The organism is Corynebacterium sp., from assembly GCF_030532195.1.
Taxonomy (GTDB): domain Bacteria; phylum Actinomycetota; class Actinomycetes; order Mycobacteriales; family Mycobacteriaceae; genus Corynebacterium.
In genome coordinates, this window is sequence record NZ_JAUNLP010000003.1 from 88,694 (window position 1) to 109,912 (window position 21,219).

Sequence of the window (21,219 nt, forward strand, 5' to 3'; positions counted from 1 at the left end):
AACAAAAGCGCCTGTTGGTCGCCGGAGGAAACCGGAAACCAACAGGCGCTGGGCGTGGAATTTAGTGGGCAATTAGCCGCGGCCCAGGCAGCTAACCTCCCAGCCAGCTGCACGCCAGGCATCAGCCGGCAGGCAGTTACGGCCATCGAGCACAACTGGGCGCTTGACCAGCTTCTTTGCAGCCACCGGATCGATATCCCGGAACTGCTGCCACTCCGTTGCAACAACCACTATCTCGGTGCCTTCCAGGGCCTCATCGATACTGGAGGCGTACTCCAGCGTCGGGAATACCTTCTTGGCGTTACCCATGGCCTGCGGGTCATACACAATCACCGAGGCACCGGCCAGCGACAGCGAACCGGCAATCGACAGTGCCGGAGAGTCACGCACATCGTCCGAGTTCGGCTTGAACGCCGCACCCAAAACGGTCACCGTATGGCCGAGCAGGGAACCGCCGAAGCTATGGCGAACCTCGTCAACTGCCTTTTCACGGCGACGCATATTAATCGCATCAACCTCACGCAGGAAGGTCAGCGCCTGGTCAACGCCCAGCTCACCGGCGCGAGCCATGAAGGCGCGAATATCCTTCGGCAGGCAACCGCCACCGAAGCCCAAACCGGCATTGAGGAAACGACGGCCAATGCGCGGATCCATACCGATGGCGTCGGCAAGCGTCGTGACATCCGCGCCCGTGACCTCACAAATCTCCGAGACCGCGTTAATAAACGAAATCTTGGTGGCGAGGAATGCGTTTGCCGAAACCTTCACCAGCTCTGCCGTTGCAGTGTCGGTGACGATGAACGGAGTGTCGCGCTCAAAGATGGGTGCAAAGCATTCGCGCAGGTTTTCCTCGGCAATGGAATCCACAGTCTGACCCGCACCGTTGACGATAGCTCCCGGCTTCGGAGTACCCAGCACCACGCGGTCTGGCTCCAGAGTGTCCTTCACCGCAAAGCCCTCACGCAAGAACTCCGGGTTCCAGGCAATCTCCAGGCTGGTATCCGCCAGCTCCTTGTCCTGCGCAGCTCGCTCGGCGATGATCTTTGCACCCAGCTCCTGCAGGCGCGGCGCGGTGCCGACCGGAACCGTGGACTTACCAAACACCAAGTGCTTGCCGACGACGCGCTTAGCCAGCTCAGTGATAGCGGAATCCACGTAGCGGACATCCGCAGCGTAGGAACCCTTGACCTGTGGGGTACCAACACCCACAAAGTGCACATTTGCGAACTCTACGGCCTCGTCGTAATCGGTGGTGAAACGCAGCCGACCGGACTCGACGTGCTTCTTTAGTAGCTCCGGTAAACCGGGCTCATAAAAAGGAACCTGACCAGCAGAAAGTGCTTCAATCTTTGCCGGGTCAACATCAACTCCGAGCACCTCATGCCCCAACTCCGCCATGGCGGCGGCGTGGGTGGCACCGAGGTAGCCCGTACCAATAACCGTAAGTCGCATAACGTTCATTATTTGTAGAACTGTTAACGACCTTCAAACCGATTTACCCTCTATGCGGGGTAGCCGTACGGCCCAGCTATTTTATTGCTTTCCCGAGTTGCCGAAGCGCTCAAAGTGTGTTGCCTTTCAACCAGTCACGAGCAATCAATCCCGCGGAGGCCTTCTCCGCCCCCGACGCCCTCTCATTCATGGCCACCAAATCCGCTGTGGTGAGGTTCTTCGACACCTGTGTAAGAATCCGTGCAGCTGCCTCGGGCACACTGTCGCGGCGAGCCAGTGCCACCACATTCTGCGCCGAAATCATCCGCTTCGGATCGTCCAATGTCACCAGTTCAACGTGTTGACCTGAGGAGTCCAACAATGGCGTAGTGGTGAAAATATTGGCTACATCGACAGCGCCGTCGACAAGTGCACGAATCGTCAGTGGACCACCCGAATCCCCGTATCCGACCAGTTCAAGACGGTCGGCAGGCAGACCATAGAACTTAGTCAGCCCTTTCGGGCCGTAGGGGCGTTCGGCGAGTTCGGGCGAGCCGCCGATGCGGATACGCTGCGTTTTTGCCAGCAGTCGGTTGAGGTCTTCCAGCGAAGTCACGCCAAGGTCCTCCGACGTCTTGCGCGTAATGCGGTAGGCATCTTTGGACTCAGCCGGCGCGGTTGCGGCGATAAAAAACTCAGGCGGCAAATTAGTCCGCACAGCCTTCATCACGCCAGCTGCATCAGCACCGACTGGCACGTCGCCGTAGTACGAACCGAGATTGCCGGAATACTCCGGCACAATATCGACGGATCCTTCTGTCAGCGCCTCAAGGTAGACCTCGCGCGAGCCAATTTGCGGGACGACGGTTGCAGCGACCCCAGCATCTTGCAGGGCATATGCCCAGATCCGCGCAATAATCTCCGATTCTGGAAACATCGCAGAGCCAATGCGAATCTCTTTGCCCTCGCGCTGTGAATTGGTGGCGCTGGGCGCACATCCGGCCACAGTGCCGGTCAGGGTGGCCAGTACCGCGCCCGCGGCTCCTACTGCGCCGACACGTGCCACGGCGTGTATGAAGGCCCGGCGCGAGTGGCGCGGGTTTTGCTGGGATTGCTGAAGCCGGGACTGGCGCTGGTGCTGGCTCATCGGGACCTTCCGCCTCCTGCTCCGGCCGGACTCAATACTTTCTCTAACAGGGCAAATAGCGCGTCGGACAGTAATGACAACACTGCAATGATGGCCGCGGCGGCCAACATGACGCCGTAGTCCCGCACCGCCAGGGCATCGAGAAGATAGCGACCAAGACCGCCAAGACCGAGGTAGGCCGCCACCGTCGCGGTGGCCAATACCTGCAACCACGCCGAACGAATCCCACCAATGACCACCGGCAGAGCCAACGGCATTTCCACCTCAGTAATGACCTGCCGAGTCGAAAATCCCATCGCGGTAGCCGCGTCAATAGTGTCGCGATTGACCGCCTCAAAACCTGCGGCCGTTGCTGCCAGCACCGGTGGTACTGCGAGGATGACCAGCACGATTGTGGCCGGAATCAGAGCCACGGTAATACCCGACGGGATAACCAGCGCCAGGAATGTGAGCAGCCCCAGCGTCGGCATTGCTCGCAGCACCCCAGAGGCTCCCAACACGGCCCCGCGCCCACGACCTGTGTGCCCAACCACAATGCCAAGGCCCACACCGAGCACCACCGCAATCACCGTGGCCAACGCTGCGTAGCCAAGATGCTCCGCAATGCGGTTGAAGATGCCGCTTTCTCCCTGCCACGACGAGGACGTAGTCAACCACTGCCACGCCTGGCTGAGTGCTCCGCTGTTATTCATCAACATCAGCCCGCCGTCCGTGCCGCGGCTCTTCCGGTGCGGGAGGCCGATGCAGATGCGGACGTGCGAGTCCACGGCATCACCACGTGACCTACTGCCAGCAGAATTACGTCAAAGACCAGGGCCACCGCTGCGGTGGCGAAGATACCAGCCAGAATTTCCGTCGGAAAGCTGCGGTTGAAGCCGTCGGTAAAGAAGTATCCCAACCCGTGGACTCCAATCAGCGAACCGACGCTGACCAGTGACACCGTCGACGCCGAGACCACGCGCGCGCCAGAGAGCAGCACGGGACCGGCCAGCGGCAACTCAACTGCCAACACTCGCCGCCAGGAGGAATAGCCCACCGCCATGGCGGCATCGCGGGCAAACGCCGGCACCGAACCAAAGGCATCCGTGGCGGTCCTGGTCATCAGCGCAATGCCATAAATGGTAAGCGCCACCTGCACATTCAGCGGCGAGAGAATGGAGGTTCCCAGCACAATGGGCAGCAGCACAAACAACGCCAGCGACGGAATGGCATAAAGCAGCCCGGTTCCGGAATTAATAACCGCGCGGGCCCGCGGCCACCGGGCTGCCAGGTATCCCAGCGGCACCGAAATCAACACGGAGGCCACAATTGGCGGGACTGACAGCGCGATATGTGCGCGGGTCAGCTCCGCAATCTGCTCGAAATTCTCCAGAAACCAGGACCATCGAATCATGAGGCCGCGCCCCTGCCCTGCTGCATGCGCGCAGAGGGGTCGGTGGCGGCGTCGTCAAGCACACCGGCGACGCGCCCACGGGCGTCGACCACCCGGTTGCCGTCGATACGCAAGTGACGGGAGTCGGCGTCGATGAACTCGCGAACGAAGTCATTGGCGGGCGCGGCGATGAACTCCTCCGGCGTGCCGCGCTGCGCGATGTTCCCGCCACGCTGGAGCAAGACCACCTGGTCACCAAGGTGGAATGCCTCGGAGATATCGTGCGTGACAAAGACGATGGTGCGCCCCAATTCGCGCTGCAGACGTAGCACCTCGGCCTGTAGCTCGCGGCGCACAATCGGGTCGACGGCGGCGAAGGGCTCATCCATCAGCAAAATTCCGGACTCCGCCGCCAGCGCCCGCGCCACGCCCACGCGCTGTTGCTGACCGCCGGACAATTGCGCGGGGTAACGCTTGGCAACGCTGGCCTCCAGCCCCACGACTTCGAGCAACTCCATCGCCCGAGCGCGCGCCTGCTTGCGCGACACACCATTGAGCCGCGGCACCGTCGCCACATTGTCCACCACCGTGCGATGCGGCAGCAGCCCGCCGTTTTGCATCACATAACCAATGCCTCGCCGCAGACTCACCGGATCGCGCCCGGCCACGTCCTCGCCATCAATCAGCACTCGCCCCTCAGATGGGTCCACCATCCGATTAATCATCCGCAGCAACGTCGTCTTCCCGCAGCCCGACGACCCCACCAGTACCGTAATGGCGTTACGCGGGATGTCGAAGGTGACGTCATCCAACACCGTGTTGCTGCTTGACGACGGCATGGAGCCTCCGGCGTGACCATAGATCTTGGTCACTTTTTCAAAGCGAATGGCGGTTTCTCGGAGGTCAGTTGGCATAAATTCCTAAAATGTGGCGTGTTGCCGCTAGTTGTCGCGGAAGTTCAGGTACGCACGCGACGGAGTTGGGCCACGCTGCCCCTGGTACTTGGAACCGAGTTTGCCGGAGCCGTATGGCACCTCCGCCGGGGAGGACATCTTAAACAGCGCCAACTGGCCGACCTTCATGTTCGGCCACAGTGCGATAGGCAGGTTGGCCACGTTGGACAGCTCCAGGGTGATGTGACCGGAAAAGCCCGGGTCAATAAAACCCGCAGTGGAGTGCGTTGCCAAGCCGAGGCGGCCCAAAGAGGACTTGCCCTCCAGTCGGCCAGCCAAGTTCGGCGGGATATCGAAGTACTCCAGCGTGGAGGCCAGCACGAATTCACCTGGGTGAAGGATGAAGGCCTCGCCGTCTGCCACCTCATGCGGGGAGGTCAATTCCTCCTGTGGAAGCTTCGGGTCAATGTGCGTATACCGCGAGTTGTTGAAGACGCGGAAGAACTTGTCCAGGCGTACGTCAATGGACGATGGCTGAATCATCTCCGGGTCGAACGGTTCAACGCCGAGATGGTATTCGCCTTCGGCGTGGATGGCGGCACGGATATCACGGTCTGAGAGCAACACGCTTTCCAGCTTAACCGGTTAGTTGCCTAGCGCGGCGCGCCTGCCCCAGTATCGGTCCGCAAAAACTCGCTGGAAGCAAGGGTTCGTTGGCGCCCCTCGACAATAACCAGACAATAACCACGGGGATTTTCTGGACGGATATCCGCAGTGCTACATTAAAACTGCAGAGGGCGATTGATTGTCTGCGCGTCGCAATACTGTGCCAATAATCCGTGGCGCGTTGTCCGTCATTCTGCCTGCTGCAGGCCGATGTAGTTCAATGGTAGAACTCCTGCTTCCCAAGCAGGCGGCGCGGGTTCGATTCCCGTCATCGGCTCCACTGAGGCCAGCTATGCTGAGCCTCATTTTTTATTTTCTGCTACACGGATGCAGAGCCGAAGTCACCCCGGGAAACACTATTGCGCAGCGCAGACTCATTAGAAAACACAGTCAATTTATGACAGTGTTTCCTCTATGGCTTCATTTTTATATCGGATAGGACGATCGGCGTATCTGCACCGATGGCGTTTTCTCGTCGTTTGGTTATTACTGATTGCAAGTATGGGCACCGCGACGGCGACTCTCTACAGCGGTACTTCTGAAAACTTCACCATCCCGGGCCTCGAGTCGGTAGAAACTCAGGACGAGATTCAGCAGCGCTTCGCCACCGATGAAGACCAGCTGCAGGCTCCGACAGGCACTGTCGTGGTCAAAGCCCCTGAGGGCAAGACTCTTGAGGACCCGGCTGTTGCCGGCGAGGTCAATGAGCTGGTCGCGGCCATGCGGGATGCACAAGGTCTGACTAAGACTGAAGAAATTGTCCCGCCCACGATGGCCGCCGAGGGAATGAAGCAGCAGGCGCTACCAGCCATGCAAGCTCAGGGATTCCCCGAGGAGCAGATCAACTCCAATCTCGAGGCCGTTTCCCCACTGAGCGCCGATAAGACCACCGGCACCATTACCGTGACTTTCGATGCCGAGACCAGCATGGATATCGAAAACGAGGTCCGAGATGCGTTCACCGAGGCCGTCGAAAAGCACAAGGGCGATTTAGAGGTTGCGTGGTCCGGCAATGCGTTCCAGATGAGCGAGATTTCAGCGACTGCGGAGATTATCGGCATAATTGTTGCGGCGTTTGTGCTGATTGTGACGTTCGGTAGCTTCGTGGCGGCTGGTCTGCCGCTGCTGTCAGCTGTGATTGGCCTGGGCATTGGTATGGCGGGCATTTTCGCCGCCACGAGCTTTACTGACACCATCTCCACCATGACGCCGACGCTGGCCTCGATGATTGGCCTGGCTGTCGGCATTGACTACGCGCTGTTCATCCTGGCGCGCTTCCGCAATGAGCTGGTCGCCCACGCGGATGTCTCCAACCTGGAGCCGAAGGAACTGGCCGCCGAGCTGAAGAAGATTCCGCGCGCTGAGCGTGCTCACCTGGCTGGTCTGGCCGTGGGCAAGGCGGGCTCCGCGGTTGTCTTCGCGGGCCTGACTGTACTGATTGCGCTGGCGGCGCTGTCGATTATCGGCATCCCGTTCCTGACCGCAATGGCGCTGGCCGCAGCATTCACCGTCGCTATGGCGGTGCTCGTTGCCATTACGCTGCTGCCGGCTGTCCTCGGCCTGTTCGGCACAAAGGTATTCGCTGGTCGCGTACCTTTTGTCAAGGCTCCGGACCCGGAGAACGACACCCCGACCATGGGGCTGAAATGGGTCCGCATCGTGCGCAAGCGCCCGCTGGCATTCGTGCTGGGCACCGCAGTTGTGCTGATTCTGCTGGCCATTCCGGCCGCCAACCTCCGCCTGGCCATGCCGTCCGACGGCATGATGGCCAAGGGCTCGCCAAACCGCACGGCATACGAGATGACCGAGGATGCCTTCGGTCCGGGCCGCAACTCCCCGATGATTGCGCTGGTGGATTACAAGGACCTCGGCGCACCGGAAAAGCAGCAGGCCATGACCGAGGCTCTCACCGAGCTGCAGAGCATCGATGGTGTGGTCAACGCCCAGGTCATTGCCACTAATGGCAATCCGCAGGATCCGCGCGACATCGGCGATGCCGCGCAGGTTCTCATTACCCCGGCGTACAGCGCCACCGATGAGCGCGCCGCTGATCTGCTGCAGTCCATCCGCGACGCAGAGGGCAAGTACAACGACGCCACCGGCGCCCGCTACTCCATCACTGGTGTCTCGCCCATGTTCGAGGACATTTCGCAGCGGCTTTCCGACGCGCTGTTGCCCTACATCGGCATCGTGCTCGTCTTGGCATTCCTGCTGCTGATGCTTGTCTTCCGCTCCATTTGGGTCCCACTGGTGGCAGCAATCGGCTTCGCGCTGTCCGTGGCAGCAACCTTCGGTGTCACGGTGTCCCTGTGGCAGGAGGGTGCCCTGGGCATCATCGATGACCCGCAGCCAATCATTTCCTTCCTGCCGATCATGCTGATTGGTATCGTCTTCGGCCTGGCCATGGACTACCAGGTCTTCCTGGTCACGCGCATGCGCGAGGGCTGGGCACACGGCAAGACCGCAGGTAATGCCACGGCCAACGGTTTCAAGCACGGTGCCCGCGTGGTCACCGCCGCTGCGCTGATTATGATCTCGGTGTTCGCCGCCTTCATCCTGATGGATGAGCCGTTCATTAAGGTCATGGGCTTTGCCCTGGCAGCCGCGGTGCTCTTCGATGCCTTCATTGTCCGCATGACCTTCATTCCGGCAATGATGTTCCTGCTCGACGAGCGTGCGTGGAAGATTCCGCGCTGGTTGGACAAGATCATCCCGTCCGTGGACGTGGAGGGCGCGAACCTCAATAAGAAGTTCGGTCAGGCTGCGAAAGCTAACTCTGACGAGACAGTTACAGCCGAAGCCAAGTAGCCGACTGAAGCCAAGTAACTCCCAGCTAGCTGAGCGTTAGACATAAGGCCCCGCACCGACTCATTCGAAATTGGAGTCGGTGCGGGGCCTTTGCATGGAATCGGTCGAAGCCAGAGGCACGGGCAAAGTCTAGGGCGACGGCGTGGTGTACCTCAGCCACCGCAGCACCGCCTTGACGCGACGGTTGTTATCTTCCGGCTGGAAGCCGAGCTTTAAAAACACATTTGCCACATGCTTACTCACCGCACCGGCGGTCAACACCAGCCGCTTTTCAATTTCCTTATTGCTTAACCCCTGCGCCATCAGGTCCAACACTTCGCGCTCGCGCGGGGTCAGCTCGGCAATACCGTCCTGCTTTGCCGTCAGAAGTGTTGCCACCACTTCGGGGTCGACCACGGTACCGCCGCTGCGAACTTCCTCCAGGGCGCGCACAAAGTGCTCAACGTCCGAGACGCGTTCTTTGAGCAAATACCCAAAGCCACCGTGCTGCAGCAGCCGGTCCAGGTAGCTGGCCGCCACGTATTGGCTCAGCACCACCACCGGCTGGTCGGGGTTGTCGTAGCGCAGTTGGGACACGACGAGCAGGCCGTCGTCACGCATGTTCGGCGGCATGCGGACATCGGTGACGATGACATCGAACGTCGCGCCCCTGGCGGTGGCGAGCAGCTCATCGGCATCGCCGACGGCGACGACCTCGTGCCCCAGCGCGCGCAGCAGGCCGGTGAGCCCCTCGCGCAGGAGTACGGAGTCCTCTGCCAGCAGTACTTTCATCGTGTCCTTCCATGGATGGGCAGTTCCAGCAGCAGTTCGGCGCCATCGCCCGCGCTGGTCAGCGTCACAGTTCCGCCGAGCGCCGCCGCACGTTCGCGCAGGCCTGCAATGCCGGTGCCATCGCTATGCTTTACGACGTCCGCAGCGTCCACACCCGGTCGTGCCTTCAGGCCTGTGCCGTTGTCATGCACACTGACCGTGAGCGTACCGCGATGCGACATCATTGCCTTCTTCGGAGTGTGGATTGCAATGTCGATTTCGGCGCGATCGGCGTGGCCATGCTTGGTGGCATTGGTCAGTCCCTCCGCTGCGCAGTGGTAGGCCAGCAGGGCTGTGGTCTCGTCGAGAGGACCGAAATCGGCAACACCCTCCTGGTGGACCGAGACCTGCATGCCGGAGTGCGCGGCCAGCTCTTCCACGGCTGCGACCAGGCCGTTTTCAAACAGCACCGGCGGGGCGATACCGAGGACAACGGTGCGCAACTGGGCTAGTGCCTGCGTTGCATTGTGGTCGGCGGCAGAGAGAGCTTCGGCGACTTCTTCTTCGGTTTTGCCCAGACGAGCAGCGGCGATGTTCAGTTTCAACGCGGTGAGGTGCTGCTGTGGGCCGTCGTGAAGCTCGCGTTCGATGCGGCGGCGCTCGCCGGAGAAGGAGTCGATGAGCACGTCGCGGGACTGACTGACTTCCTCACTGGATGGTGCGAGGATGGCTCGGGCGAGCCAGATGGACAGCAGGCCGGCGCCGAGGTTGATGGCGATGGTCAGCGCCAGGCAGAGGATAGCGAAAATCCAGGAGACGATGATTTTCTGTGCGGGATCTCCCAGTGTCCAGTTGAGGAAGTACAGTTCGTCGACCATGAATGGCGCGACCGCCAGCACACCGACGGTGAATCCGCCACCGACCCATGCTGTGAAGGTGACGAAGCCGATGACCAACTGGACGAGCAGGTTGACGAAGTTGCGGATATCGAACCAGCGATTGGTGACACGGTTTGGGATCGGTGTGCCGGACCACTCAGCCGCCCAGCGGGAGAGCCAGTCGGCGCCACGGCCGATCAGCGGAATCCATGGCAGGAGAACGACCGAGACCACCAGGCCCGGAATGAACAGCAGCCCGAGAATAAAACTCCAGGCCAGAGCGATTAAATTCTTTTTCTTTGTCATAGTTTCAAAGCTAAATTTTCCTCTGGCCAAAAACAGTGGAGCTAGCTCCCCTAAATTCAGTCGAGCTGGATGCGCCCCGACTTCTTCTCGCCGATGCCGCGGGCAGCTAGTTCGTCATCGATAAGCGTTGGCCTGCCGATGATGAGTCCCAGCACCGCAAGTACCGCCGTGGTTGCCAGCAGCACAATCAGAATCGGTGTCCAGGTCTCGGTGGCGCCTGCGGCAACACCCACCAGGAACGGACCGATGGCGGAGAAGATGTAGCCAATCGGCTGGACAAAACCGGACAGTCGCGCGGTCAGCTCATGGCTGCGCGTGCGAGCCGGAATCAGCGCAATGGCCATCGGGAAACAAAAACCGCCGGTACCCAGCAGGAATGCGGCACCAATTGCGTAGCCCGCGCCGGTGGCGGACGCGCCTCGCTGGTCAATGAGGATCATCAGCAGGTAGCCGAGAATGAACAGACAGCCGAGGCCAAAAGCAACGTAGGACATGTTGCGAAGCCGCTCAATCAGCAGTGGCATCAGCAGACCACCAATGATGCCCAGACCCTGGACCAGCATGGACGCTGCGGTGGCGACGCTGACACTGATGCCAGCGTCGATAAGCATTTTCGGCATCCAGCCCATCAGAATGTAGGCGTTCATCGACTGCACGCCGAAGAAAACCGCCAGCGCAATGGCCGTCTGGGACTTCCAGATGGGCGTGCTTGCCGAGGCACTGACCGGCGCCTTCGGGTAGTCGAAACCCAGGCGCGAGCGCAGCGGTAGCCACACCACGAGCTGCACCAGCGCAATAACAGCCCACGCAGCAACTGCCCAGCGCCACATGCTGGTGCCGCTGGCGGAGCTGTCGGGCGAATCGCTGATCAGAAACGCCGTCGCCGGACCAAGACCACCGCCGAGGGCGAGCATGCTGGAGTACAGCATCATCAACATGACCGTGTGACGACCACCGTGGACCTTAATCCATGCAGGTAGAAGCACGTTTCCCAGTGCGATACCCGCAACGGACAACGCTGTAAAGAGCAGGAATACCCAAATACTGCTCACCCATGGACGCACCACGAGGCCGACGAACAGCAGCGCCGCGGACAGCGTGAGCGCGCCGCTTAAGCCCATGCGCTTGCCGACGGTCACAGCGGACAGACCAATTGCGAAAAAGGCGAGCCCAGGAATTGCGGTGATGAGACCACCGAAGGCGGATGACGCGCCCATGTCGGAAAGTAGCTGATCGAGCACCGGACCGATGGAGGAAATACTCGGGCGCAAGTTCAGCGCTGCAACGATGACCGCGATAACCAGGATGGGTAGCCCCAGCATGACGGCATTTTTCTGTGTGTCAGTGGTATGTGGGTTGTGACTCACTGATTGTTCTTCTGCTGCCATAGGAGGTGACGTTACCTTCCCTTTCTAGGTTTTCTCAGTCGAGGGAGATTTTCCGCCGGGGTTAGCGATTTTTACCGGAGGTACGGGATAATTGTCAGTTGTGTAACGGCGTTTCCTTTTTGCGTCGTGAGACCGTACCCTGGCCCCTGACTGGCCAATGAGGTTGGCCGCTTTTTAAGGAGAATGATCGACAATGTGCCGTCCCGTTGAATGCAATGTTTGCCACAAGACGACATGGGCTGGCTGTGGCCAGCACATCGACCAGGTGAAGGCTACCGTCCCTGCTAATCAGTGGTGTGACGGCAAGCACACGGAGGCTGAGATCAAGGCCGCTGGTGCAAACCGCGGTTTCTTCGGCCGTCTGTTTAACTAGCTTGCAAAACTGGCGTACTTTGATGTCGCTGTTGTCCTATCCTGGGCTACAGCGACATTTCTGTTTCTTAATTTGTTGACAGTTTTTCGGCTATCTCTGACGTAAGGATTGAACTGAAAATGGTTGAACCGATTTCTGATTCCATGCTCATTGCCTACGACGGCTCCGATGAAGCCAAGCGGGCACTGGCCTACGCCGGAAAGCTGCTGAGCGTAAAGAAGGCGTACATCCTGACTGCCTGGGAGCCACTGCAGCGTGCTGCAGCTCGCACTGCTGGCGCCTCTGGCATGATGCAGCCGGATTGGGATGCCACGACAGAAGATGGCGATCCCGCCCATGATGAGGCAGTGCGCATCTGCCGCGAAGGTGTTGAAATTGCCGCCGAAGCCGGCTTTGTTGCGGAGCCCTACTTGGTGGAAACCGAAACCACTATTTGGTCAGCCATCGTTGATGCTGCTCATGACCTCGATGCGGGCGTGATTATCTCCGGCACTCGCGGTGTCACTGGCTTGCGTGGCCTATTTACTGCTTCGACTTCTGACGCACTGCTGAAGAATGCAGGCCGTCCGGTCCTCGTCGTTCCGGGGCCAAAGGATTAATTCTTGTAAAAATTTCGAAAAGCTTACTTAGTTGATAGAAAATGAGTTAACCTCTCAGCTAGAAACTCAATGGCCACGAAAGTCAGCCAGGATCACCCTTAAGCGGGGCATTACACATCCATAACATTGGTAAACTGAGGTCGCTGAGTGTACTTTTATAAGCAGTAATGAATTAATGCACACGAGGAGTCCTCACATGGCATACGAAACAGATTCCGAACAGCGTCGTAGCGTTGGTCCGGCCCTGGCCTCGGCGCTCATTGGCGCGCTTCTCGGTGGTGCCGCTATTTTCGGTCTCGGCCAGGCTCTGACCGAAGACAAGATTCCGGAGGCACAGGCTGTCTCCACGGATGATGCTCTGCTTGGCGGTGTCGAATACGGTCAGCGCTAAACGCGATCTCTGACCGCTCTTTAGCGATGCCCACCCCTGTTCGAGCGCGTACGCGCGTGCTTGCACCGTGGTGGGTTTTGCTGTGCCTACTGGCCTTTATCCAGTCCCCCGGTAAGACTGTCGCTGACACCAAACACGATCTGACCGAAGACCCCATCGGTTTCCTGTCGGCATCGCTGAACATGTGGTCGGACACCATGCCGCTGGGGCAACTTCAAAACCAGGCCTATGGCTATCTCTTTCCCCAGGGCGCATTCTTTGCCCTGTTCAGTTTGCTGCCAGACGCGTTAGCCCCCGGCTGGGTTATCCAAGCGCTGTGGTGGAGTCTAACTCTCTGCCTGGCCTTTACCGGCGCATATCGGGTTGCCGAAGCTGTAAACGTCGGCACGCATACCTCCCGCATACTGGCGGCGCTGTTGTACGCACTGTCGCCGCGTGTGATCACAACGCTCGGCGCGATTTCGTCCGAGGCCTGGCCCGTGGCGCTGGCACCGTGGATTCTGCTTCCGCTGCTGCGAGTTGTGGCTCGGCGCGGGGAACTGCCCTGGCGGGCGACTGTCCTCGCGGTGTTGCTGTCTGGCCTTGTGGTGCTGTGTACCGGCGCGGTCAATGCGGTCAGCACGGCCGCGGCCTGTATTCCCGCGGGCCTAATGCTGCTTTTCTTCGGGTTCACGGGGCCTCGTCGTGGACGTGCGTGGGCGATGCTCGGCGGTTGGCTCGCCGCGTGTGCGGTGGTCAGCGTGTGGTGGATTGTGCCGCTACTGTTGCTGGGCAAGTACTCGCCGCCGTTTACGGATTACATTGAGTCCTCCGGTGTGACCACTCGTTGGCTGAGCCTCGGTGAGACACTGCGCGGTACGACGTCGTGGACACCTTTTGTATCCTTCGAGCGTGTCGGCGGAAATGCGCTGGTAGCAGAACCAATTCTGATTTACGCCACACTGGCGGTGGCAGCAATTGGGCTGCTCGGCCTGATAATGCGCTCGCTGCCGCTGCGTCGGATGTGGCTGATGATGGCGTTTATAGGCATCGTCATCATGGCTGCTTGGACCGAGCCTTTCGGGCTGGTGTGGGAATCAGCACGCGAGGTGCTCGATTCCACACTGGCAGCGGTGCGCAACCTGCACAAATTCGACACGGTTTTGCGCCTACCACTGATTATCGGATTTGCTCATGCCACGGCACAGTTGCCGTGGCCATGGCGAGAGGCATCGAACGAGCGTACCGATGCCGATGCCGTGAGCGGCGACGGCAAGGTAGCAGCGGCGGCGAGTCCGAGCGCCTGGCAGCAGTGGCTGCACCCGGAGAAGCATCCGCGCGCTATCGCATCGATGCTGGTACTGGTGGTGATCGCCGGTGCTACAGCACCAGCGTGGAGTGCCCGGTTGGCCCCGGCAGGTGGATTTGAAAAGGTGCCGGGCTACTGGCACGAGGCCGCTGATTGGCTGAATAAGCAGGGCAAGGACACCCGAACACTGGTTGTGCCGTCCTCGCCATTTGCCGATCAAGAGTGGGGCAATACGCGCGATGAACCGCTGCAGCCATTGGCAGATGTTCCCTGGGCAGTCCGCGATACCGTGCCGCTAGTACCGCCAGAGGCGATTCGTGGCCTCGACGGTCTGCGCAATTCACTGACTCGTGGCCGTGAGGTCCCCGCCCTGGATGCCACGCTGCGCAATAACGGCATCGGTTATGTGCTGGTGCGCCGTGATTTGCGCGTGGCATCGCGGGCTGATTCCCTGCGTAAGATCACCAACACGCTACAGGACTCCCCCACTATGGAAAAAGTGGCGGAATTCCCAGATGAAGACGGCCATACCGCTATCCAAATTTGGGGTGCAGGCCCGACGGAGCTGCGCAATCACGCCATGACACCACGGCTGGTGGACGCGGCACAGGTGCCACTGGTCGCCGGCGGCCCTGAGGTACTGACACGGCTCGATGAGGTCGATGGGGATGCCCCGGTGCGGATTCTGTCGGGCAAGAATGCCGGCACTGTCACCGACACACCAGCACGTCGCGGTCGCAATTACGGTGAGGTTGTTGGGGCGGAATCGGCCATTCTCGCCGAAGATGAGGACACCTATGTCCGCAATCTCGTTCCGGACTATCCCGTCGCGGGTCTGCCGCTGACGCAGACGGCAACGGGCCGCGCGAAGATCGAGGTATCGTCTTCGGCTTCCGAGCCCTACAACGTCGGCGGCGCATCGGCGGATCACTCTGTCAACGCGATGCTCGATGGCGACCCCACCACGTGGTGGGAACCGCTGGCCGGAAAGAGCCAGGCTGAGTGGGTGAAATTGTCGTGGCAGAACCCCACTGACAACGCCGTACTCACACTGACTGGCGCACGTGTTCCGGCGCAGCTGCGCATCCAGACCGATAAGGCCTCCAGCTCTGTGCAGCTGGTGCCGGGAAAGAGCACTCGCATTCCACTGCCCGGCGGCAAGACCACGTCTGTTCAAATCACTGCGAAGGTCGCTCCTGTGGGCTTTGCCATTTCCGAGTTGTCGCTGGTAATTCCGAAGGCAGACACGAATTTCGACGCGTTGGAGCCCCCTCCGGCGGACTCGGAGGCCGACGCCCATCCTGCCACCGACGAAATTGCCGAGGATCTCACGCCGGTTCGCATCCCGGTTGTGCCGAATTCCTCGCCGCTGGCGCAGCGTTGGGTCTTCGGCCAGGAGATTCATGAGGGCACGATGGTGCGCCTGTTCACGGTTCCCAAGCCAACGAAGGTCACCGTCGATGCGGACACGTGCCGCAGCAGTATTGATAATCCTTGGGCCAGCATCCAGCGCGCTGACGGCTCCGCGCACCGCGAATTGGCATGCGGTGAAGAAATCGAACTGGCCCCAGGTCCATGGCGCATCGATGCCAAGTCCGACTGGCTCTCGCTGACTTCTGATGCCTACTTCGCTCCAACCGCGGCGCAGCAGCAGATTACTTCCACTGACTTGCGCAGCCCCATTTCCGCTAGCGATCAGGACCGCATCCTGTGGCTGCCGAGTTCCGTCAACGCCGGCCATGAACTGCGTGTCGGCGGTGCTGCCATGAAGCCGGTGACGGTCTCTGGTTGGCAGCAGGGGTGGATCATCCCCGCTGGTATCGGTGGTGCAGTCGAGCTGACCTACCCGCCGGAAAAGACCTGGCGCGGTGGCATCCTCGCAGGTGGCGCGCTCGCAGCCGGGTACGCGCTGGTTACTGTCGGTCTCGCATTCGCTTGGCGACGCTACGCTTACACCTCCCCCATTCCCGCAACCTCACTGGGCAATGACCTGCCGCGAGCGGCAGTTGGCGTCGCCGCCGCAGTGACCGTGACCTTGGTATCCAGCTGGCCCGGCGCGGTGGTTGGACTGACAGTGGTTGCCGCTGCCCTTGGCATGGTTTTCTGGCAACGGCGGCGTGGGGACGTCGTCAAGCTGTGGTTGACCGCCCGGAACGCGCTGATTGCAGCACTTGCTGCGACGATGGCGATTGCGGGGATGGTGCTGGCGGCGAATCCGTGGCCGAAGGATGACTACGCCGGTGCGGGCTGGCCGCTGCAGTTACTGCTGACGGCAGCGCTGACGATTGCAGCGTGCTACTCAGCGTTGTTCGACAACGACGCTGACTCGGACGACGCCGACTCGGACGACGCTGATTAGACGCGGTTAGCGGTTGACCCAAACGCGTCCGAAGAAGCGGCGTGCGGGTTCCTCGACAAGCGCGTAGGAGGCGGCGGCGACCGGAATCGACAGCGCGACGGTAACAATGGTGACGCTGAGAATATGGCCGGTAAAGAGTTTGACGCCGAGAAGCGGGAATGCGACCGACAGCATCGCTACATGCCACAGGAAGATGCCGTAGGACCAGCGACCCAACGCCTGCATCACGGGGTGCTCGAGGAAACGCGACTCTGGCGCCAGCGCCCACGGTCCGATGATGGCCGCACCGAAGACCAGCCCACACCAGAGGCGGCGGGTGTATTCCCAGTTGCTCATCTCCACCAGCCCTTCAGGGCCGAGATAGGCCGCCAGCACGAGTGCCGCAACGGCGATGGCCAGCCACAATGGGCGGCGACGCGCCCAGCGCTGCATGGTCGCCACTTTCGTACGCGCGGCATCGGAGTCGACTCCTTGGAGCGATTCGAGTTCTGCGAGCACCATGCCCACGGCAAACCAGGAGAAGTAGGCAATCGGCTGAATGTGCGGGTTAACGCCCTCGGGGTATGGCAGCGGCAGGTACGGCCAGCCGAAGCTCAATGCCGCCAACAGACAGATTGCCGCAATTCGACGTCCCTGCATTCGATGCGGATCCAGCCTGCTCAGGCCAATGGCAAACAGCGGCAGAGCGATATAAAACGCGACTTCCACCGACAGCGACCACAGGTGTGTGAGCCCGCCGTGAAGCGTGCCGGCAAAGTACACCTGCGTCAGTGTCAGGTTGGTCAGCCAAGTCTTGAAGTCCGCCCCACTGCCCACCGGCAATGCGATGAGCACAATCAGCACCAGCACCCAATAGGCGGGCATGATTCGCGCGAAACGCTTCTTGTAGTACTTCGCCCAGCTCTTTTTCCGACCGCGATCGGACTCAGCAAGTGCTTTACGACGGGGAATTCCGCCGTAGCCAGAGCGGTGCGAACGCCACAACAAAAATCCGGACAGAGCGAAAAAGACAGCCACGAAGAAGTCAAAGCGGCCGAGGACGCGTTCCCACAGAGCGCCTACGTCATGTCCGGTCTGGAATGCGACATGTGTGCCGATAATGCCCATCGAGGCAACGGCGCGGAGTCCCTCCAATGAGGGGAGGAAACCGGGGCGAAAGGTGGTGCGTTCGGGGGTAGACTGCTCAGGCTTGACTGTCGCGACGGTGGCCTGCGAAGACACAGTGCAATCCCCCAGTTCAGCCGAACCATTGGTAGCAAGGTCCGTCGAATTACTGGGGTGAGATGATGCCTCAGATGCCTTAGACGTCATAAATACTTTCTTACAGGTGTGCCACAAGTAGTAAATTTACTGGTATTTTAATATTTGATAAGACCAGTTCAGGACAGTTTTCTTAAATTCTTTTTTGTTTTCCCCACAAGTTATTCTGAAAAAACACCACCATAACTAATAACTTCCTGCTAGGTTTTGCTGCAGAAAGTTACGTACAGTCAAAGGACCAACCGCTGATGAAGAGAACTCTCGGACATGCACTGATTATTATCGGTGCCGCATTGATTGTCATTGCCGTCCTGCTGCCAACCTTCCTGGTACCTCGTCTCCGTGTGATTCCGCTTGACACTGTCAGCGACACCAACACGGAACTGCGTGATGGTTCGTTGTTGGACTCTGGCCAGCTGGCTAAGAACGAGCCAACGGCAAACCGTAAGAATGATCCGCGCTGTAAGGCGGAGACCGACGAGGAAAAGCAGAAGCTCCCTGTCCACTGCTTCATTAATGATCAGACTCCGATGATCTCGAAGCGCCATGTGGAAATCGAAGAGCCAGCAGACGAGAAGATTGCCACCTTCCAGGTTGGTACCACCATGCTGCGCGATGACCTCGAGGAACCAAATAACCTCGTCAACGCAACACTCGACCGCATCACGGTCGACCGCACCACTGCGTTCCCGGTCGATGACCCAATCTCCAGCGTCGCCATCAATGCCCCGCAGGGCGGCTCGGACACCAAGCCGCCGACGTTCACCCGTCCGGGTATTCAGTACCAGTTCCCATTCGGTGCTGAGAAGAAGTCGTACCCGTACTACGACGTTCAGGTGATGCGTAACTTCGAGATTGACTACGTCGGTGAGGAAACTCAGGACGGCGTCAAGGTCTACAAGTACTCCATGAGCATTCCGCCACAGAACATGTACGAGTCTTTGAAGGAGCACTTCACTCGTGATGGTCGCAAGCTGACTGAAGCTGATAAGTCCACTCTGGCTGCTCTGCGCCTGAGCTTCCCGGCTCACAAGTGGGGCCTGGAGGGCGACAAGGACGTTGAGATGGACCGCTACTACACCAACGTTCGTACCGTTCGTGTGGAGCCAACCTCTGGTGTGATTGTCAACGGTACTGAAGAGATGTTCATGTACTACGCCCGCGACCAGAAGGAAGCTGACGAGATTGCTTCCAAGGCTGGCCGCGAGAAGGAAGACAAGGAACAGAACCGCACCGCAATGAAGTACACCGCGCAGTGGGATAAGGAATCCCAGGCTCGCCAGATGGATACCGCTCAGGAGGCTCGCAAGTCCCTGAACATCGGTGGCACCATCGCACCGTGGGTCCTCGGTGTTCTCGGCCTGGTGTTGGTTGTCATTGGCTTCCGCGTTCGCAGCAAGGCCGCGTAGCCTAAGACCACCTAGGGCAAGGATTCCTTGCAACCAGCGGGGTTCAGATTCTGCACGGCCTGCTCGAGGAAACCTAAAAATAATTTAAGATAGGGCACGTGACACAACGTTTCCGCACTACCTTGACCCAGTCGGCCCGCCCCCACTCGGAGCGCGTCGGCTGGGTTTTTGTATTGATGTGGATCTTTGTTCTCACCGCAGCCGTATGCTGGCCACTGTTTATCCCGCACAAGGCGGCAGCTGGCGCTCCCGTTGGGCCGCCGATGTTCCTACTGCGCGACATGGTCATCCCCAATCACCCACCGCTTACCGACGCAGCCTTGGGGCTCGGCCCAGCAGCGGCACGTGCAGTCCCACAGGACACTGCACTGTGGGCGCTGGGCTATTTCGTCGATGCCAGCCATTGGGTGCGCTTTGCCATGGTGGGTGCGTGTATTGTCGGTGGTCTCGCAGCCGCTGAGCTGGCTCGCAGGTTAACGCACAGCAGCGTCGCGCGACCTGGCAATGGAATCGTCCGCATGACCCCGAGCCTGGCCAGCCAGCTGATTGCGCCGACGATGCTGCTGTGGAATCCCTTCGTGGTTGAGCGTCTGCTGCAGGGACAGTGGTCGCTGGTGATTGCCGCGCTGCTGCTTCCTGCCGTGGTTCTGGCTGTGCGCATGGGCAGTGTCTGCTGGCGCACCAGCGCCATCGCCGCTGCGGGACTAACCCCCACCGGCGCGCTGCTGGCGGGAATCACCGGCGTTGTTGCCGCCCGCAACAACCGCGACCGCGGCTGGATTGTGGCTACAACCGCCGTAGTCAGCTCCCCGTGGTTGGTCGCCTCCCTGCTGAACCCCGGTGCTGCAGGGTCATCCGATGCGGCTGGCGCTGCCGCCTTTGCGGCCCGGGCAGAGGCGCACGTCGGCACGCTCGGCAGCCTGCTGGGACTCGGTGGCATCTGGAATAAGCAGGCGGTGCCGCTGACGCGCGAGGTCGGTTTTTCGGCTGTCATGGTGCTGATGCTGCTGGCACTGATGGCACTGGGTTTTCGCCGCGTGTGGCATTCAACCGAACAGTGGCGTGGCCCAATCATCACCGGGGCCGTGGCCATTATTGCCGTGGCGCTAGCAGCTACCACTCCGGGCATTGTCGCCCTTGGGCGGGCACTCGAGCACATTCCGGGTGCAGGCCTGCTTCGCGATGCCCAAAAATGGATCGCACTCGCCCTTCCCGCGTATGTCATTCTCGCCGCCGCTGGCGCTGAGCACTTGGCGCGTCGCGCCCGCTCGGCCGCCAACACCGGTGGTCAATGGCTGGCTGTGGGCGTCAGTGCGCTGATTGTCATCGCCGCAGTTCCCACGCTGCCCGCAGATGTCGCACCGCTGCGCCCCATCCCCAGTTGGGCGGGCTGGTCCGCCGTCTCTGGCGTGGTCGCGCTTGACGACGACGGCGTTGCGGTGCTGCCCGCTGGTTCTTATCGCATCATCGACGGACGCCCTGTGCTGGACCCAGCAACGAAAATTCTGCCCGCCCCCGTTGCTAACTCAGGCGAATTGATTGTCTCTGGGCAGGCGGTAGCTGGCGAGGGCGCCACCAGCGTTGAGCGCACGCTACTTGCCGGAGTGGAATCGCCCGCCGAGGTCGACTCTGCTCTGCAGCACCTCCGGAACGAGGGAATTGGCTGGGTGCTGGTGGAGAATTCACCCGGCAACTTCGGCGACTCCGCCGAGCTTGTGGCTGCGTTGGATCCCGTCTATGCCGACCCTGACCTGCAGCTATACCACGTTCCAGGAGTAGGGGCGCCACGGCCCCAGCCGAGCCAGGGCGCGTACATCGCCGCGTGGATGGCCTTTGCGCTCTGGACGGTGTGCCTGCTCGCTGGAGTGGTCAGAGCTCTGCTACCCCGCCGTGGGTAGTGG

General features: G+C 60.4%; 17 protein-coding genes and 1 tRNA gene. 8 read left to right on the forward strand and 10 right to left on the reverse strand.

Features of this window, described 5'->3' with window-relative positions:
- Window positions 1-72 precede the first annotated feature (72 nt).
- The 6 genes from Q4E11_RS04815 to dcd all read right to left on the reverse strand — a co-directional run bounded on the left by Q4E11_RS04815 (window position 73) and on the right by dcd (window position 5,470).
- Complete coding sequence (locus Q4E11_RS04815; RefSeq protein WP_303164078.1) at window positions 73-1,452, reverse strand: UDP-glucose/GDP-mannose dehydrogenase family protein; 1,380 nt, start codon at window positions 1,450-1,452, stop codon at window positions 73-75.
- Between the two features lie 109 nt (window positions 1,453-1,561).
- Window positions 1,562-2,578 (reverse strand): ABC transporter substrate-binding protein, encoded by a 1,017-nt coding sequence (locus Q4E11_RS04820; RefSeq protein ID WP_303164079.1) that lies wholly within the window; start codon window positions 2,576-2,578, stop codon window positions 1,562-1,564.
- The gene (locus Q4E11_RS04825; RefSeq protein ID WP_303164080.1) at window positions 2,575-3,270 is read right to left on the reverse strand and encodes an ABC transporter permease; all 696 of its coding nucleotides are present in this window, start codon (window positions 3,268-3,270) and stop codon (window positions 2,575-2,577) included. Before Q4E11_RS04825 ends, Q4E11_RS04820 begins: the two co-directional genes overlap by 4 nt.
- Window positions 3,271-3,275: 5 nt before the next feature.
- Complete coding sequence (locus Q4E11_RS04830) at window positions 3,276-3,971, reverse strand: ABC transporter permease (RefSeq protein ID WP_303164081.1); 696 nt, start codon at window positions 3,969-3,971, stop codon at window positions 3,276-3,278.
- Window positions 3,968-4,789 carry an ABC transporter ATP-binding protein gene (locus tag Q4E11_RS04835; RefSeq protein ID WP_303164253.1) on the reverse strand — a complete coding sequence of 274 codons (822 nt, stop codon included), beginning with the start codon at window positions 4,787-4,789 and terminating at the stop codon, window positions 3,968-3,970. The genes Q4E11_RS04830 and Q4E11_RS04835 overlap by 4 nt, the downstream gene beginning before the upstream one ends.
- A 102-nt stretch (window positions 4,790-4,891) precedes the next feature.
- On the reverse strand, window positions 4,892-5,470 hold the full coding sequence (dcd, locus tag Q4E11_RS04840; RefSeq protein ID WP_303164082.1) for a dCTP deaminase: 579 nt from the start codon (window positions 5,468-5,470) through the stop codon (window positions 4,892-4,894).
- A gap of 245 nt (window positions 5,471-5,715) precedes the next feature.
- On the opposite strand from dcd, the gene Q4E11_RS04845 reads away from it, so the two are divergent.
- Both Q4E11_RS04845 and Q4E11_RS04850 read left to right on the forward strand, forming a co-directional pair.
- Window positions 5,716-5,789: transfer RNA gene (locus Q4E11_RS04845), tRNA-Gly, on the forward strand.
- A 134-nt stretch (window positions 5,790-5,923) separates the two neighbouring features.
- Window positions 5,924-8,317: an MMPL family transporter gene (locus Q4E11_RS04850; RefSeq protein WP_303164083.1), complete on the forward strand. Its 2,394-nt coding sequence runs from the start codon at window positions 5,924-5,926 to the stop codon at window positions 8,315-8,317.
- Window positions 8,318-8,446: 129 nt separating this feature from the next.
- On the opposite strand, the gene Q4E11_RS04855 is transcribed toward Q4E11_RS04850, so the two are convergent.
- From Q4E11_RS04855 to Q4E11_RS04865, 3 genes are read right to left on the reverse strand one after another with little or no spacing between them, the layout of a single operon-like run.
- The gene (locus Q4E11_RS04855; protein ID WP_303164084.1) at window positions 8,447-9,088 is read right to left on the reverse strand and encodes a response regulator transcription factor; all 642 of its coding nucleotides are present in this window, start codon (window positions 9,086-9,088) and stop codon (window positions 8,447-8,449) included.
- Window positions 9,085-10,251, reverse strand: coding sequence for a sensor histidine kinase (locus Q4E11_RS04860; protein WP_303164085.1), 1,167 nt, complete (start codon window positions 10,249-10,251; stop codon window positions 9,085-9,087). The genes Q4E11_RS04855 and Q4E11_RS04860 overlap by 4 nt, the downstream gene beginning before the upstream one ends.
- A gap of 56 nt (window positions 10,252-10,307) precedes the next feature.
- The gene (locus Q4E11_RS04865) at window positions 10,308-11,639 is read right to left on the reverse strand and encodes an MFS transporter (protein ID WP_303164086.1); all 1,332 of its coding nucleotides are present in this window, start codon (window positions 11,637-11,639) and stop codon (window positions 10,308-10,310) included.
- Window positions 11,640-11,832: 193 nt separating this feature from the next.
- On the opposite strand from Q4E11_RS04865, the gene Q4E11_RS04870 reads away from it, so the two are divergent.
- The 4 genes from Q4E11_RS04870 to Q4E11_RS04885 all read left to right on the forward strand — a co-directional run bounded on the left by Q4E11_RS04870 (window position 11,833) and on the right by Q4E11_RS04885 (window position 16,649).
- A complete protein-coding gene (locus Q4E11_RS04870; protein ID WP_303164087.1) occupies window positions 11,833-12,012 on the forward strand; it encodes a hypothetical protein in 180 nt (59 codons plus the stop codon).
- A gap of 119 nt (window positions 12,013-12,131) precedes the next feature.
- On the forward strand, window positions 12,132-12,611 hold the full coding sequence (locus Q4E11_RS04875) for a universal stress protein (protein ID WP_303164088.1): 480 nt from the start codon (window positions 12,132-12,134) through the stop codon (window positions 12,609-12,611).
- Window positions 12,612-12,807: 196 nt separating this feature from the next.
- Window positions 12,808-13,002 carry a DUF2613 domain-containing protein gene (locus Q4E11_RS04880; protein WP_303164089.1) on the forward strand — a complete coding sequence of 65 codons (195 nt, stop codon included), beginning with the start codon at window positions 12,808-12,810 and terminating at the stop codon, window positions 13,000-13,002.
- A gap of 26 nt (window positions 13,003-13,028) precedes the next feature.
- Window positions 13,029-16,649: a DUF3367 domain-containing protein gene (locus Q4E11_RS04885; protein WP_303164090.1), complete on the forward strand. Its 3,621-nt coding sequence runs from the start codon at window positions 13,029-13,031 to the stop codon at window positions 16,647-16,649.
- Window positions 16,650-16,655: 6 nt separating this feature from the next.
- Here Q4E11_RS04885 and Q4E11_RS04890 read toward each other — a convergent pair whose 3' ends face one another.
- A complete protein-coding gene (locus tag Q4E11_RS04890) occupies window positions 16,656-17,960 on the reverse strand; it encodes an acyltransferase (protein ID WP_303164091.1) in 1,305 nt (434 codons plus the stop codon).
- A 197-nt stretch (window positions 17,961-18,157) separates the two neighbouring features.
- Between Q4E11_RS04890 and Q4E11_RS04895 the strand changes: the two genes are divergently transcribed.
- Both Q4E11_RS04895 and Q4E11_RS04900 read left to right on the forward strand, forming a co-directional pair.
- Window positions 18,158-19,318, forward strand: a complete 1,161-nt coding sequence (locus Q4E11_RS04895; RefSeq protein WP_303164092.1) for a DUF3068 domain-containing protein — start codon at window positions 18,158-18,160, stop codon at window positions 19,316-19,318.
- 98 nt (window positions 19,319-19,416) lie between these two features.
- Window positions 19,417-21,216 carry a hypothetical protein gene (locus Q4E11_RS04900; protein ID WP_303164093.1) on the forward strand — a complete coding sequence of 600 codons (1,800 nt, stop codon included), beginning with the start codon at window positions 19,417-19,419 and terminating at the stop codon, window positions 21,214-21,216.
- Window positions 21,217-21,219 lie beyond the last annotated feature (3 nt).